Source organism: Streptomyces sp. NPDC088745, from assembly GCF_044751045.1.
Taxonomy (GTDB): Bacteria; Actinomycetota; Actinomycetes; order Streptomycetales; family Streptomycetaceae; genus Streptomyces; species Streptomyces cremeus.
Map to the genome: position 1 here is coordinate 77224 of NZ_JBIVLB010000022.1, position 13436 is coordinate 90659.

Consider the following 13436-nt stretch of genomic DNA (forward strand, 5'->3'; position numbering starts at 1 on the left):
CCGTCACGCTAGGACCGGTCCCGCACCCGCTGTTGCCGTGGGGCGCACCGCACCTGGCACGGGGGCGCAGGGGTCACTCGGCCGCCGGTGGCTTTCCGGCGTCGCCCTCCGCGAGCACGATGCGGGCCAGGTGGACCCGGGAGCGCACCGAGAGCTTGCGGAAGATCGACGCCAGATGGGTGTTGACCGTGTGCGGGGAGACGACGAGGGCCTCCGCGGCCGACCGGTTGGTGTGACCGGCGGCGATCAGCCGGGCCACCTTGCGTTCCGAGGCCGTGAGCGCGTCCCAGCCCTGGCCGTGGCGCGGCCGGAGCCCTCCGGTGCGTCGACCGGAGCGGCCGGCGGCCCGTTCCGGATCGGCCCGGACCCGGTCGGCCTCGGCGTCGGCCCCCGCCCGGGCGTAGATGTCGTGGGCCCTGGCCAGGGCGGGCGCCGCGGCGGGGTCGCCCGCGGTGAGGAGCGCGCGCCCGAGGTCGGCGGACGCGGCGGCCAGGGGCAGCGGCCGGGGGCCGGTGAGGAGGACGCGGACCGACCGCTCCAGGAGTCCGGGGTCGGCGTCCACCAGACCGGCCGCGTGGGCGGCCGCACCCCGGGCGGTCGGCACGGAGGGGTTGCGGGCGGCGTGTTCCCCGGCCTGGGCCGCCAGGTCTTCGGCCAGGTTCCGGTCGCCGCCCCGCAGGGCGATCCCCACCGCCTGGACGACGTGGGGGCGCAGCAGCCGCCACCGGAGGAGGGGGTGGTCGCGCTGCGCGGACCGGACCAGTTCGGCCGCCGCCGCGTGGTCGCCCCCGGCGTCGGCGACCACGGCCTCGAAGTACTGGTGCGCGGCCTGGTTGCCCGTGTTCGGCCGCGCGGCCACGGCCGCCCGCACGACGTCCAGGTGTTCCCGCGCGGCGTCGCGGTCGCCGCGCAGCATCGCGAGGAGGCCCCGGTTGACGCGGATGTTGACCAGGTTGCCGGGGACATGGAGGTCCGCTTCGAGGCGCTCGGCGGTGACGAAGTCGGCGTCCGCGTCGTCGAGCCGGCCGAGCCCCATGTTCAGGGTTCCCTGGGCCCAGATCAGCATGGCGGGACGCAGCGGAGCGTCGCCCGCCGTCCCGAGCAGCCGCCGTACGGTGTCGAAGTCGTCCGTGTGGATCCGGGCGACGGCCTCCTCAGGGAGGAAGGCCGTGTCGAACACGCTCAGCGCCGTGTGGTGTTCGACGGCGGCGGCGCAGTCGCCGGCGTTGAGGGCGATCTCGCCGAGGGCCCACAGCGCGAGGACGCGCGCCTCCCGGTCGCCGGCCCGCTCCGCCTCGGCGAGGGCCCGCTCGCCGGTCTCGCGCGCGGCCCCGAGGTCGCGCCCGCGGGACCGGGCCATGGCCAGCCGGGCGGTCAGCCGGGCGCGGACCACCGGGTCCGTGACGGCTGCCAGGGCCGCCGTCGAGCGGCGGGTCAGCTCGTGGACCTCGTCGAGGTGCCACAGCGTGTCGCCGAGCACGCACTGCAGACGCGCGAAGACCTCCAGGGGCGGCCGGCGGGCGAGCAGTGCGTCGCCGGTGTCCCGTGCCCGGGTGTACCGGCCCGCGCGGGTGAGCGCGACGACGGCCCGTTCTCCCGCGTCGAACATCATGGGCGCATGCCGCGGTACGAGTTCCAGGGCGCGCGTGGCCAGGTCGGCGGCGCGCTCGGGCATCACGGCGATCATGTCCGTGGCGGCCGCCCCGAGCAGGCCGACCGCCTCCAGGTCGCCGGGTTCGGCGCTCTTCAGCAGGTGCGGGACCGCGTCGACGGAGCTTCGGCCCGCCGCGGCGAGCCGGCTCGCGGCCTCCCGGTGCAGCGCCCGGCGCACGGAGGGGGTGAGGTCGGCGTACACCGCCTGGCGGAGCAGGTCGTGGCGGAACAGGAGGCGTTCGCCCTCGTCGTGGAGGAGCCCGGTGGAGATCGCCTCGTCCAGTTCGGCACCAAGTCCGGAAGCGGGCCTGCCGCACAGGGCCGCGGCGTCGGCGAGCGTGAACGCGCGGCCGAGGACGGAGCCGATGCGCAGGAAGTGGAGGGTGTCCGGCCGCAGGCCGGCCAGCCGGTCGCGTACGCCGAGGACCAGCCGTTCCGGCGGTTGCGGCCCGTCCCCGCCCGACGCCGCGATGCCCGTGAGCATCTCGGATGCGAGGAAGGGGTTGCCTGCCGCCCCGTCGAGGAGCCGGGCGACCCGCTCCGGGACGTTCTCGCCGAGGACGTCCCGTGCCAGCGCGGCCAGGGCCGTGCCGGAGAGCGGCCGGAGGGGGAGGGTCGTCGTCCGCGGCCCCTGCCCGTACGGCTCCGGGGCGTTCCGGCCCGCGAGCAGCCAGAGGACCGGGGAGCTGAGCAGCCGTGCCGGCAGGACGCCCAGGGCGAACCGGCTCAGCGGATCGGCCCATTGGACGTCGTCGATCGCGATCAGTACGGGCGTGGCCGCCGCGCGTTCCTCGATCAGCTGGGCCAGCCGTTCGACGAGCCAGACGCGCTGGTCGTGGTGGCCCGCGAGGTCCGCGAAGTCCGTGCTGGACAGCAGCGGCGGGTCGCCGTGCAGGAGGCCCGAGGCCAGTGAGGCGAGCGGCGCCAGCTCGTGCAGTTCCTCGGCGCGTCCATGACTGACGGCGAATCCGCGGGCCCGTGCGATGGAGACGGTCTCCTCCAGCAGCACGGTCTTCCCGATCCCGGGCTCGCCCCGGAGCGACGCGACCGCTCCGCCCTCGCCGTCGCGCACTGCCTCGACCAGGGCGCGCAGCCGCTCCAGCTCGGCTTCGCGGCCCCGCAGCCCGGGGCGGCTCAGCCCCGCGCTCCCGGGTGTCGCGACGCCTTCTCCGTCGGGCCGGCCGGGGGTCATCCCTTGACCGATCCGGCGGCCAGTCCCCGTGCGACGTGCCGACGGAGGAGGAAGAGGACGAGCAACGGCACGAACGCCGCCACGAAGGCTCCTGCGGTGAGCCGCTGCCACTCGTTGCCGTACGTCCCGGCCAGGTTCGCCAGCCCGACCGTCATCGGCGCGGTCTCGGCCGTGCCGCCCGACAGCGTCAGTGCCACGAGGAGGTCGTTCCACACCCAGAGGAACTGGATGACGGCGAGGGAGGCCAGGGCCGGGCGGGCCAGGGGCAGCACGATCCGCAGCAGCAGCGTGCCGTGCGAGGCGCCGTCGACGCGGGCGGCCTCGATCAGCTCCCGGGGCAGCCCCGCCAGGAAGTTGTGCAGGAGGAACACCGCGAACGGCAGCGCGAAGACCGTGTGGGCGAACCAGACCTGGCCGAAACGCGCGGGGCCGGCGAGGTTCCAGGCGGGCAGGAACAGCCACCCCTGGGAGAACAGCTTCAGGAGGGGGACGAGCGCCATCTGGAGCGGCACGACCTGGAGCGCGAAGACGCCGACGAGGAGCGCGTCCCGGCCCCTGAAGTCGATCCACACCAGGGCGTACGCCGCGAAGAACGCCAGCACGAGCGGGAACAGCACCGAGGGAAGGGTGATGACGACGGAGTTGACGAAGTGCTCCGCGAGCCGCCCCGGCCCGTTCCCGCCTCCGGCCAGCACCTCGCCGTAGTTGTCGAGCGTGAGCCGCGGCGTGCCGAACACGGTCCACCAGCCCGTCGTCTTGACCGCCTCCTCGGGGCGGAACGAGGAGAGCAGGAGGCCGAGGGTCGGCGTCGTCCAGAGGAGGGCGATCACCACGGCGGCCGACGTGAGGGCGCGGGAGGCCAGACGCTCCCGGACGCCGCTCATCCCGTCCTCCGGCGCGCCCGCGCCTGGACGGCCACGACGGGGACGACGAGGACGAAGAGGAGCACGGCGAGCGCCGCGCCGCGGCCCGTCTCGCCGTAGCGGAACGCCTGGTCGTACATCTCGTGGGCGATGACGCCCGTGTCGAACTGTCCGCCGGTCATGGTCTTGACGACGTCGAAGGCCTTGAAGGTGCCGATCGCCTGGGTGAGGACCACGACGAGCAGCGCGGGCCCGATCGACGGCAGGGTGATCCACCGGAAGATCTGCCGGGGGGACGCGCCGTCGAGCCGGGCCGCCTCGGTCAGCTCCCGGGGAACGGCTCTGATCGCGCCGGTCAGCAGGACGGCCGCGAGGCCCGCCTGCGTCCACACCATCACCACGACGAGGAAGAGGACGTTCCAGGGGGAGTCCACGAGCCATTGCCTCGGTTCGCCGCCGAACGCGACGACGAGCTGGTTCAGCAGCCCGATCTGCCCGGTCTCCGCGGGACGGTAGGCGTAGACGAACTTCCAGACGACCCCCGCGCCGACGAAGGAGACCGCCATCGGCATCAGGAGGAGGGACAGCGCGAACGTTCTGAACCGCGACCGTGCGACGGCCGCCGCGTAGAGCAGGCCGACCGAGGTCGCCGCGAACGGCACGAGCACCGCCCACGCCAGGGTGTTGCGCAGCGCGACCAGTGCCCGGGGGTCGGTGAGCATCCACGCGTAGTTGTCGAAGCCGGCCCACGCCTCTCCCCCGCTGCCGGTGAACGACAGCGCCACGGTGCGCAGAGCGGGAAGGAGAAGACCGGCCGTGAGCAGCAGCAGCGCGGGGGCCAGCAGGATCAGGGCCGCGCCCCGCCTCCGTGCCGGCCCGCGGTGCAGCGCCCACAGGATCACGCAGACCACCGCCGCGAAGGCGGCGATGCCCTGGAACAGGTACAGCAGCTTGGGCTGCTGGGCGACGACGTCGAACGGCATCAGCGACTCGGCCAGGACCGTTCGACGGAGCCGGCCGCCTGCCGGGTCTCCTCACCGCTGATCCAGTCGACGGCTGCCTTCCAGAACGTCCCGGCGCCGACCGACGCGGGCATCAGGTCCGAACCGTCGAACCTGAACCGTGTCCGGGGATCCTGGAGCAGCCGGATCGCGAGCCCGTCGACCGGAGTCGCGGCGTTCGCCGGGTCCACTCCCCTGTTCGCCGAGACGAACGGGCCCTTCCTCATGCGCGCGTTCGCGAAGTCCGCGGAGGCCAGGTACTCCTGGAAGGCCCGCACTTCGGGACGGTCGGTGAACGCCGCGGTGAACACTCCCCCGCCCAGTACGGGGCGGCTGGCCGGTTCGGTCCCCGGCAGGAGGAAGGCGTAGACGTCCTTGTCCGGTCCGATCCGGGTGCCCTTCGGCCACAGGCCGGCATAGAACGAGGCCTGGCGGTGCATCGCGCAGTCGCCGGAGAGAATCGGTGTGCCGGCCTCCTGGTAGGAGATCGACGCCATCGAACGGGCCGGGCCGAACCCGCCGTTGGCGTACCGGTCCTCCTTGAGGACGGACCCCACGGTGTCCATGGCCCTGATCACCCGGGGGTCGTCGAACGGGATCGTGTGGGCGACCCACTGGTCGTAGACGGCCGTGCCCTGCTGGCGCAGCAGGACGTCCTCGATCCAGTCCGTCACGGGCCAGCCGGTCGCCTCGGCGGACTCGATGCCCGCGCACCACGGCTTGACGCCCGACGCCGCGACCTTCTCCGTCACGGCCATCAGCTCGGACCACGTACGGGGAACGCTCAGCCCCCTGTCGCGGAAGAACGTCGGCGAGTACCAGACGAACGACTTCACATTCGCGACCAGCGGCGTGCCGTAGAGGGTGCCGTCCACGGTCGCGTAGCTGTTCCAGTCCGCCGACCAGCCCTTCTTCGCGAGCGCCACGACCCCGGCGCTCGCGGGCTTGAGCCTGCCCGCCCGCGCGAAGCGTTCCAGGAGCCCTGGCTGGGGGAAGAAGGCCACGTCCGGCGCACTTCCGCCGTCGACCCGGAGCTGGATCCGGGCCTCGAACTCCCCGTCCCCCTCGTAGCGGACGTCGATCCCCGTGCAGTCCGCGAAGTCCGCCCAGGTCTCTTCGAACAGGTCGGCCTCCCGGTCCCGGTTCTCCGCGTAGACGGTCACCGCGGTGCCGGGGTGCCTGCCGTATCCGGCGTACGGCCCGCAGTCCGCGGCGGTGTGCGACTGCGCACCGCCGTCCCGCGGAACACCGCAGGCGAGGGCAAGGGCGGCGAGGACGATGACGGCGAGCGCGGGCCTCGCGCCGAACCTCATGGGTGTAGCTCCTCCGATCGCCCGCCGAAGGATTCTCGGGGGCGATCAGAAGCTACCAGCGCTCGAACATTATCGACTAATCGTTCGATGTTGAACGATCGGGTCAGTGGGCGGTGGCCCGCACGGCTTCCTGGATCAGCTCCGCCACGGCCTCGGGCTGAGCGAGCATGACCAGGTGGGAGGAGTCGACCTCGACGGTGGTCATGCCGGCGCGCTCGTAGCCGTAGCGCTCCACATCGGGGTTGATCGTGCGGTCGCGAGAGGCGACCAGGCCCCACGACGGCTTGGTCCTCCACGCCGCGACAGGCGCCGCCTCCGAGAAGGCACGTGCGGCCAGCGGGCGCTGGGAGACGGCGAGCACCGCGGCGAGGCCGGGGTCCACGTCCGCCGCGAAGAGGGCGGGGAACTTCTCGGCCTCCACCGAGACGTCGGTGCCGGTCCCGGTGGAACCGGCCACCGGGAACGGGGTGTGGACGAGCGCGTCGGCGAGACCGGAGTCGGGGAAGCGGCCCTGCAGCTCGCCCAGGCTCTCCCCCTCCTCCAGCGCGTATCCCGCGAGGTACACCAGTGCGCGGACGTTGTCCTCCGTGCCGGCGAGGGTGATGACGGCACCGCCGTACGAGTGCCCGACCAGGATCACGGGGCCCTCGACGGCACGGATCACCGAGGCGACGTACGCGGCGTCGTCGACGAGGCCGCAGTTGGGCACCGCCGGGGCCACCACGTCCAGGCCGGCGGCGGTCAGTTCGGGGATGACGCGGGCGAAGCTGGAGGCGTCGGCGAAGGCGCCGTGGACCAGGACGACGGTGGGGCGGGCGGGCCGGGACATACGAGAACTCCTCGGGGCGTGGCGGGAGGGGTGGGTCTGGTGGTACGGGAGAGGGGTACGCGGTGCTTCACAGACCGAAGCGGGCGCGCTTCGCCTCGGGAACCAGGTCGGCGTACTCGGGGTGCTTGCCGATCCAGCTCCGGATGAAGGGGCAGTACGGCAGGACGTGCAGCCCGCGGGCCCCGGCGTCGTCGAGCGCTCCCCGGGCGAGGAGACCGCCCAGGCCCCGGCCGGCGAACCGGCCGTCGATCTCGGTGTGGAGGAAGGCGATCTCGCCCTCCGAGAGGTGGTACTCGGCGAAGCCCGCGGTCTCCGTGCCGTCGTCGCCGGTGACGATCTCGTACCGGGACTTCTGGGGCCGGTCCGTCGTCTGCGGTTCCATGGGGTGCTCCTGTGCGGTCGTGGTGGGGCGGGGTGGGCAGGGCGCGGTCAGAGCGTGCGGCGTACGCCCGCCTGGCGTTCCAGGTTGCGGAGCTGGACGGTCAGGTCGCCTTCCACGGCGTGGTGGGCGGGGCCGCTGCGGCCGATGGGCAGGACCTGCTCGTTGCGCATGTCTTCGAGCATCAGGGCGAACGCCGTGTACATCGCGACCAGCGCCACCACCAGGCCGAGCGCACCGGACGTGCGCGTCAGCCATTCGGCGCCGGTGACGCCCCCGAGACCGGTGGCCGCCCAGCGGGGCAGGGAGACCGCGAGGACGAGCCACAGCGCGCGCTTGGGCCGGGTCACGGCGGTCATCAGGGCCCCGAAGCACAGGAGCGCCAGGTTGAGCACGCCGAGGACCCGGAGGCCGTCGGCCGCGCCGCTGAGCATGATGAGCGAGTAGGGCAGCCAACTGCCGGCGAAGACCGCCATCAGCGTCGCCGCGATCACGTCACGGGCGCCGAACGCCAGGAAGCTCACCAGGAGTTGCAGGACGAAGGCCGGCAGCACGGTGCAGGCGACGGCGGCGCGGGCCGTCTCGTCGAAGATCCCGAGCTGGAGGCAGCCCGTCATCACCGAGGCGATGGCTATCGTGAAGAAGCCGAGCGGCATGGGTGAGGCGATGGGGTGCAGGTTGATCCGGGTCATCGACCGCAGGTCCGGTTCGAAACGGCGTCCCGGGGGCGCTTCCGGCGAGGTCGCCGGGGTGTCGCCGCTGTCGGTGTCGGGGGAGGCTGCGGACATCGGGGGCATCTCTCTTTCGGTGCTACGGACTTTCAGTGCTCGAACTTCCAGCGCCCGAACGCTCAGTGCTCGTACGTTCAGCGCTCGCACGTCAGCGGTCGTACGTCAGCGCTCGTGTGTTCAGTGCTCGAAGCAGGGGTCGACGAAGGACGGCGTCGTGTCGGGGACGGAGCCGCGAGCGACGCGCCACCGGCGGTGTTGCTCGGACTCGGCGACGGCCTCGGCCACCAGCGACGCCTGACGCGCACCGCTCTGGTAGCCGCCGAAGTGGGCCACGGGGCTCCAGGCCGGGCTCACCGGCGGGACGGCCTCGTCGAGACCCGCGTACTCGGCGGAGGCGTGGACGATGCGGCCGCCGACGACGGTGAGGACGGACTCGATGTCGGGGATGACGTCCTCGGGCACGGCGAGATAGTCGTCGGACAGGATCGCGAGGTCGCCGTAGAAGCCCTCGCGGAGGATTCCCTTGACGTCCTGCTCGCCGGTGAGCTCCGCCCCGCCCCGGGTGTAGAGGCCGAGGGCGGTCTCCCGGTCGATCAGGTTCCCGGCCGGACGAAGGGCCGTGCCGCCGACGGTGCGCCCGGTCACCAGCCAGTGCAGCGCGACCCACGGGTTGTACGAGGAGACGCGGGTGGCGTCGGTCCCGGCGGCGACGGTCAGGCCCCGGTCGAGCATGGCCCGGACCGGCGGGGTGCGGGCGGCGGCCTCGGCGCCGTAGCGGTCGCGGAAGGCACCGCCCTGGAAGGACATGCGGTTCTGGACCGAGAGGGCGCCGCCGAGGGCCGCGATCCGGTCGAGGCTGTCGGCCGAGACCGTCTCCGCGTGGTCGAAGAGCCAGCGGTTGCCGCCGGGGAACAGCCCTTCGGCCGCGAGCTTCTCGAAGACCGCCAGGTCGCGGCGGATCGTCTCGTCGTAGGTCGCGTGCAGCCGAAAGCCCCAGCCGTTCTCCACGAGAAGACGGACGGCGCTCTCGAATTCGGCCTCGTAGCCCGCGACGAGCTCCGGCCGGGGCTCGGAGAAGTTCTCGAAGTCGGCGGCGGCCCAGGTCAGGTTCTCTCCCGCGCCGTTGAGCCGGAGCCACTCGTCCCCGTCCCCCGGCTCGACCGTCTCGGTCCACCGCTTCAGGTCGGCCAGCTCCTGACCGGCCGTCTGCGGGAAGAGGTGGTAGGCGATCCGCAGGGTCAGCTCCCCCGCCCCGGCGAGGTCGGCGACCGTGGCGTAGTCGTCGGGGAAGTTCTGGAACCCGCCGGCGGCGTCGACCGCGGACGTCAGTCCGAAGCGGTTCAGCTCGCGCAGGAAGTGGCGCGTCGACGTCCGTTTGTCGGCCTCGTCCAGGGTGAGCGCCTTGGCCAGGGTCGAGTACAGGATGAGGGCGCTCGGGGCGGCGAGGAGGACACCGTTCGGTTCGCCGTCCCTGCCGCGGACGATCTGCCCGCCGCGCGGATCGCGGGTCTCCCGGGTGAATCCGGCGGCCTTGACGGCGGCCCGGTTCATCAGCGCCGACTGGTACAGATGGAGGACGAACACCGGGGTGTCGGGGGCGGCGGCGTTCAGCTCGGCGACGGTCGGCATCCTGCGTTCGGCGAACTGCTCGGCGGTCCAGCCGCCCACGACGCGGATCCACTGCCCCTTGGGGGTGCGGCCGGCCTGCTCGCGCAGCATGGCCAGGGCGTGGCGCAGACTGCGCACCCCGTCCCAGCGCAGCTCCAGGACGTAGTTCAGGCCGCCCCGGATGACGTGCAGGTGCGAGTCGTTCAGGCCGGGGACCACCCGGCGGCCGAGGGCGTCCACCACCTTGGTCCCCGGCCCGACGAGGGGGGCGAGGCCGTGGTCGTCGCCGAGGGCCGCGACCCGGCCGTCGCGTATCGCGACCGCGCAGGCCTCGGGCCGGCCGGGGTCGCCGGTGAAGACCTTGGCGTTGCGGACGAGGAGGTCCGCGTGCCCGTGTTCCCGGCGCGGGGCGGGGACGAGGCCCGCCACCGGCATGCCGGCCGACGGCCCGGTCATGCGAGGGCCTTGCGCAGGGTGTCGACGGCGAGACCGATGGCGAGTTCCGCGCCCTGCGTCTCGCGCAGCGCGTTCAGCATGACGAAGTCGTGGATGACGCCCTGGACGCGCAGGGCGGTGACGGGGACGCCCGCGGCGCGGAGCTTCGCCGCGTACGCCTCGCCCTCGTCGCGCAGGACGTCGGCCTCGGCGGTGACGACCAGGGCCGGCGGCAGGCCGGTGAGCTGCTCGGTGGTGGCGCGCAGCGGCGAGGCGGTGATCCGGGCCCGCTCGGCCTCGACGGTCGTGTACTGGTCCCAGAACCACTTCATGGCGTCGCGGCGCAGGAAGTAGCCCTCGCCGAACTGGTGGTACGAGTCGGTGTCGAAGCCCGCGTCCGTGACCGGGTAGAAGAGGACCTGGTGGACGAACACGACGTCGCCGCGCTGCTTGGCCATGAGGGTGAGGGCGGCGCTCATGTTGCCGCCGACCGAGTCGCCCGCGACGGCGATCCGCGTGCCGTCGAGGTCCTTGTGGTACCCCTCGCGGGCGATCCACTGGGCGACGCTGTAGTTCTGCTCGACGGCGACCGGGTAGCGCGCCTCGGGCGAGAGGTCGTAGTCGGGGAACACCACGGCCGCCCGGGTGCCGACGGCGAGTTCGCGGACGAGCCGGTCGTGGGTGTGGGCGTTGCCGAAGACCCAGCCCGCTCCGTGGAGGTAGAGGATGACGGGAAGCGGTCCTGCGACGCCGCGGGGGCGGACGATCCGGGTGCGGACGTCGCCGGTCGGGCCGCCGTGGACGGTGATCCACTCCTCGTCGACCTCGGGCAGGGGGACGCCCTCACCGCTCTGGACGCCGTCCACGGCCCTGCGGCCCTCGGCGACGGGGATCTGGTAGAGGTACGGCGGCTGGGCGGTGGCGTCGGCGAAGGCCTGGGCGGCGGGTTCGAGGATCGGACGGTTCGTCATGAGGGGTTCTCCTTGTGGATGTACGAGAGTGCGCGGGTCGGGGCCCCAGCGGGACGCCCGCACGGCGTCGAGGATCACGTCGGCCCGTGCCGGTCGGCGCCGACGGCGGCCGAACCGCCCGCGGGTACGGCGGGTGCGGTGCCCGGGGCGCGCCGCTCGGGTCGAACGGATGCGGCGGTCGGGGTGGACCCCCGTCTCGGGGGCCGTACGTGTCCGTCAGCCGTGCACCAGAGGGGTGTCCACGAGGTGCTCGGCCAGGAACCACACCTGGGCCTCGCCCTTGCGGATGACGTCGGAGACGAGCAGGTCGGTGCTGCCCTCGTCGCCCTCCGCCGAGATCCGGGCGGCGGCGTCCCTCGCGTCGATCAGGATCCGCTCGTGCGCGTCGAGGAGTCGCGACAGCATGACGGGGACCGGTTCGACGCCGTCCGGCGGACGGGGGACCGACGTCAGTTCCGCGACGTGGCGCGGGTCCCCGACGGCGACGCCGCCGAGGCTCTGGATCCGCTCGGCCAGCGCGTCCACGACGGCCAGCTGGGCCTCCGCGTGCTTGTCCAGCATCAGGTGGAGCGAGTAGAACGTCGCCCCGCGCATCAGCCAGTGGTGCTTCTTGTAGAGGGAGTACAGGATCTGGGTGTCGGCGAGTACGCGGTTGAGCCGCTGGCACGCGTACATGCGGGTGTCGTGACCGAGGCCGATCGGGAGCTGCTTGAGCGTGCCGAACGCCTGGGTCTCGGCGCCCTTCTGGTGCAGCAGCGGCTGTCCGCCGCCGTGTGGGGCCGTGAGGGTGTCCATCGGGTGCTCCGTTCGGGAGATCGGGAGAGAAGGCGGCCCGGTCGGGGGTACGCGGGCGGCCGGGCCGGTCTGCGCGGCTCGCGCTCAGCGCTCGGCGACGGCCGGGGCGGCGGGCCGGTGGAGGACGAGCCGGACGAGGAGCCCGCTGCCGAGACCGACGACGAGCGCGAGGGCCGCCCACCACAGTGGGTACGGCGTGAGGCCGAAGGCCGCGTCGAGGGACCAGGCGCCGGGGCCGGTGGCGGCGAGGGCGGCGGCGGTGCCGATGAGGACGAGCGGGTACTCGTATCCGTCGTTCTGCACCCAGAGCCCGTGGCTCCGTTTCACGGTGAGCGCGACCGTCATGACCCCGATGGCGCCGGTCGCGGCGAGCGGGGTCAGGAGGCCGGTGGCGAGCAGCAGGCCCGAACCGATCTGGCCACCGCCCGCCGCCAGGGCGGTGAGGGCTCCGCCGCGGAAACCGTCGGCGCGGAACTCCTCGGTGCCGCCCCGGAGCCCCTTGCCGCCCAGATGCGAGCTGATCTTCTGCACACCGTGGCCGGCGACGAGCAGTCCCACCAGCAGACGCAGGACGAGAATGCCGGTGTCCACGGGGGTCAGCCGGCGGCGTGCGCGCCGATGACGCTCTGCGCGTACACGACGCCCAGGCCGTAGGCGCCCGCGTGGGCCTTGACGATCTCCATGACCGCGCCGTACGTCTCCTCACGCGCCCAGTCGCGCTGCAGCTCCAGGAGGACCTGGACCCAGGTCACCGGGACGGCGCCGGCCGCGATCATCCGCTGGAGCGCGTGCTCGTGGGCGGCCGGGCTGACGCCGCCGGAGGCGTCGGAGACGACGTACACCTCGTATCCCTGCTCCAGTGCGGACAGCGCGGGCAGCACCAGGCAGACCTCGGTCCACAGACCGGACAGGACGATCTTCTTGCGCCCGGTCGCCTTGACCGCCGCCACGAGCGCCTCGTCCTCCCAGGCGTTCATGCTCGTACGGTCGATGACCTCGTTCTTGGGGAACACCTCGGCGAGCTGGGGCAGCAGGGGCCCGGAGAACGACTCGGCGGCGACCGTGGTCAGAACGGCCGGCACGCCGAACGCCTGAGCCGCCTTGGCGAGGCCCACGGTGCTGTTGACGATCGCAGCGCGATCACCGCTTCCGGTGCCGAAGAACATCTGCGGCTGGTGGTCCACGAAGAGCATGACCGAGTTGTCGGGCGTGAGCAGATCCTTGCTCGGAGCGGCCTGCACCTTGTTGATGTCGAACATGAGGGGTCCTCTCGAAGCGATCGGTGACGTGCCCGCCACCTCCGCGGCTCGGCACTTCCCCAAGTTACGAACGACCTGACCGACCGCGTTGACCTCCTGCGCCCAGGGGTTGGCACGACAGCGCACAACCGGTCGAGGACGAGACCCGCACGGTGTCACGGGCCCGAGGCGGGGGGTGCCCGCTCCCCCGACTCTTCCTAAGCGCCGGGGGGCGGGGGTGTGGAACGAGTCGCCGGGGTGGTGGACGGTGTCCTCGATCAGGCAGCCGAGGCCGGCGCAGTCCGGGAGGTCGCCGGAGGAACGGTGGGACGTCGCTGTCCTCCGCCGCCGGCCCGCCGGGGAACACCCGGCACAGATCTCGACAGCCGCTCCGGGTGGCCTTCCTGCTCCTGCTCAACTGTGACTGA

The 13436-nt window shown here is 73.0% G+C and carries 12 protein-coding genes; all 12 read right to left on the minus strand.

Going from position 1 to position 13436, the window contains the following annotated elements; genetic code table 11:
- Positions 1-73: 73 nt before the first annotated feature.
- Entirely contained in the window at positions 74-2845 is a 2772-nt protein-coding gene (locus ACIP93_RS35350; protein ID WP_401766057.1) for an AAA family ATPase, read from the minus strand.
- Entirely contained in the window at positions 2842-3729 is an 888-nt protein-coding gene (locus ACIP93_RS35355; RefSeq protein WP_401766060.1) for a carbohydrate ABC transporter permease, read from the minus strand. The genes ACIP93_RS35350 and ACIP93_RS35355 overlap by 4 nt, the downstream gene beginning before the upstream one ends.
- Positions 3726-4691 (minus strand): sugar ABC transporter permease, encoded by a 966-nt coding sequence (locus ACIP93_RS35360; protein ID WP_345218082.1) that lies wholly within the window; start codon positions 4689-4691, stop codon positions 3726-3728. The genes ACIP93_RS35355 and ACIP93_RS35360 overlap by 4 nt, the downstream gene beginning before the upstream one ends.
- Positions 4691-6022 (minus strand): ABC transporter substrate-binding protein, encoded by a 1332-nt coding sequence (locus ACIP93_RS35365; RefSeq protein ID WP_401766064.1) that lies wholly within the window; start codon positions 6020-6022, stop codon positions 4691-4693. Before ACIP93_RS35365 ends, ACIP93_RS35360 begins: the two co-directional genes overlap by 1 nt.
- 103 nt (positions 6023-6125) lie before the next feature.
- Positions 6126-6851 carry an alpha/beta fold hydrolase gene (locus ACIP93_RS35370; protein WP_401766066.1) on the minus strand — a complete coding sequence of 242 codons (726 nt, stop codon included), beginning with the start codon at positions 6849-6851 and terminating at the stop codon, positions 6126-6128.
- 67 nt (positions 6852-6918) lie between these two features.
- Positions 6919-7233 (minus strand): GNAT family N-acetyltransferase, encoded by a 315-nt coding sequence (locus tag ACIP93_RS35375; RefSeq protein ID WP_345218073.1) that lies wholly within the window; start codon positions 7231-7233, stop codon positions 6919-6921.
- A 47-nt stretch (positions 7234-7280) separates the two neighbouring features.
- Positions 7281-8018, minus strand: coding sequence for a GPR1/FUN34/YaaH family transporter (locus tag ACIP93_RS35380; RefSeq protein ID WP_401766069.1), 738 nt, complete (start codon positions 8016-8018; stop codon positions 7281-7283).
- 120 nt (positions 8019-8138) lie between these two features.
- Positions 8139-10025 (minus strand): amidohydrolase, encoded by a 1887-nt coding sequence (locus tag ACIP93_RS35385; RefSeq protein ID WP_401766071.1) that lies wholly within the window; start codon positions 10023-10025, stop codon positions 8139-8141.
- Complete coding sequence (locus tag ACIP93_RS35390; RefSeq protein ID WP_401766074.1) at positions 10022-10975, minus strand: alpha/beta hydrolase; 954 nt, start codon at positions 10973-10975, stop codon at positions 10022-10024. Before ACIP93_RS35390 ends, ACIP93_RS35385 begins: the two co-directional genes overlap by 4 nt.
- 216 nt (positions 10976-11191) lie before the next feature.
- Positions 11192-11770: a Dps family protein gene (locus tag ACIP93_RS35395; RefSeq protein WP_401766076.1), complete on the minus strand. Its 579-nt coding sequence runs from the start codon at positions 11768-11770 to the stop codon at positions 11192-11194.
- 84 nt (positions 11771-11854) lie between these two features.
- Positions 11855-12361 (minus strand): DoxX family membrane protein, encoded by a 507-nt coding sequence (locus ACIP93_RS35400; RefSeq protein ID WP_401766079.1) that lies wholly within the window; start codon positions 12359-12361, stop codon positions 11855-11857.
- A 5-nt stretch (positions 12362-12366) separates the two neighbouring features.
- Positions 12367-13029 (minus strand): hydrolase, encoded by a 663-nt coding sequence (locus ACIP93_RS35405; RefSeq protein ID WP_401766082.1) that lies wholly within the window; start codon positions 13027-13029, stop codon positions 12367-12369.
- Between the last annotated feature and the right edge of the window lie 407 nt (positions 13030-13436).

Excerpts from the sequence above, each read along its gene's own strand:
- ACIP93_RS35350 (WP_401766057.1), bottom strand. The coding sequence starts at position 2,845 with ATGACCCCCGGCCGGCCCGACGGAGAAGGCGTCGCGACACCCGGGAGC.
- ACIP93_RS35355 (WP_401766060.1), bottom strand. The coding sequence starts at position 3,729 with ATGAGCGGCGTCCGGGAGCGTCTGGCCTCCCGCGCCCTCACGTCGGCC.
- ACIP93_RS35360 (WP_345218082.1), bottom strand. The coding sequence starts at position 4,691 with ATGCCGTTCGACGTCGTCGCCCAGCAGCCCAAGCTGCTGTACCTGTTC.
- ACIP93_RS35365 (WP_401766064.1), bottom strand. The coding sequence starts at position 6,022 with ATGAGGTTCGGCGCGAGGCCCGCGCTCGCCGTCATCGTCCTCGCCGCC.
- ACIP93_RS35370 (WP_401766066.1), bottom strand. The coding sequence starts at position 6,851 with ATGTCCCGGCCCGCCCGCCCCACCGTCGTCCTGGTCCACGGCGCCTTC.
- ACIP93_RS35375 (WP_345218073.1), bottom strand. The coding sequence starts at position 7,233 with ATGGAACCGCAGACGACGGACCGGCCCCAGAAGTCCCGGTACGAGATC.
- ACIP93_RS35380 (WP_401766069.1), bottom strand. The coding sequence starts at position 8,018 with ATGTCCGCAGCCTCCCCCGACACCGACAGCGGCGACACCCCGGCGACC.
- ACIP93_RS35385 (WP_401766071.1), bottom strand. The coding sequence starts at position 10,025 with ATGACCGGGCCGTCGGCCGGCATGCCGGTGGCGGGCCTCGTCCCCGCC.
- ACIP93_RS35390 (WP_401766074.1), bottom strand. The coding sequence starts at position 10,975 with ATGACGAACCGTCCGATCCTCGAACCCGCCGCCCAGGCCTTCGCCGAC.
- ACIP93_RS35395 (WP_401766076.1), bottom strand. The coding sequence starts at position 11,770 with ATGGACACCCTCACGGCCCCACACGGCGGCGGACAGCCGCTGCTGCAC.
- ACIP93_RS35405 (WP_401766082.1), bottom strand. The coding sequence starts at position 13,029 with ATGTTCGACATCAACAAGGTGCAGGCCGCTCCGAGCAAGGATCTGCTC.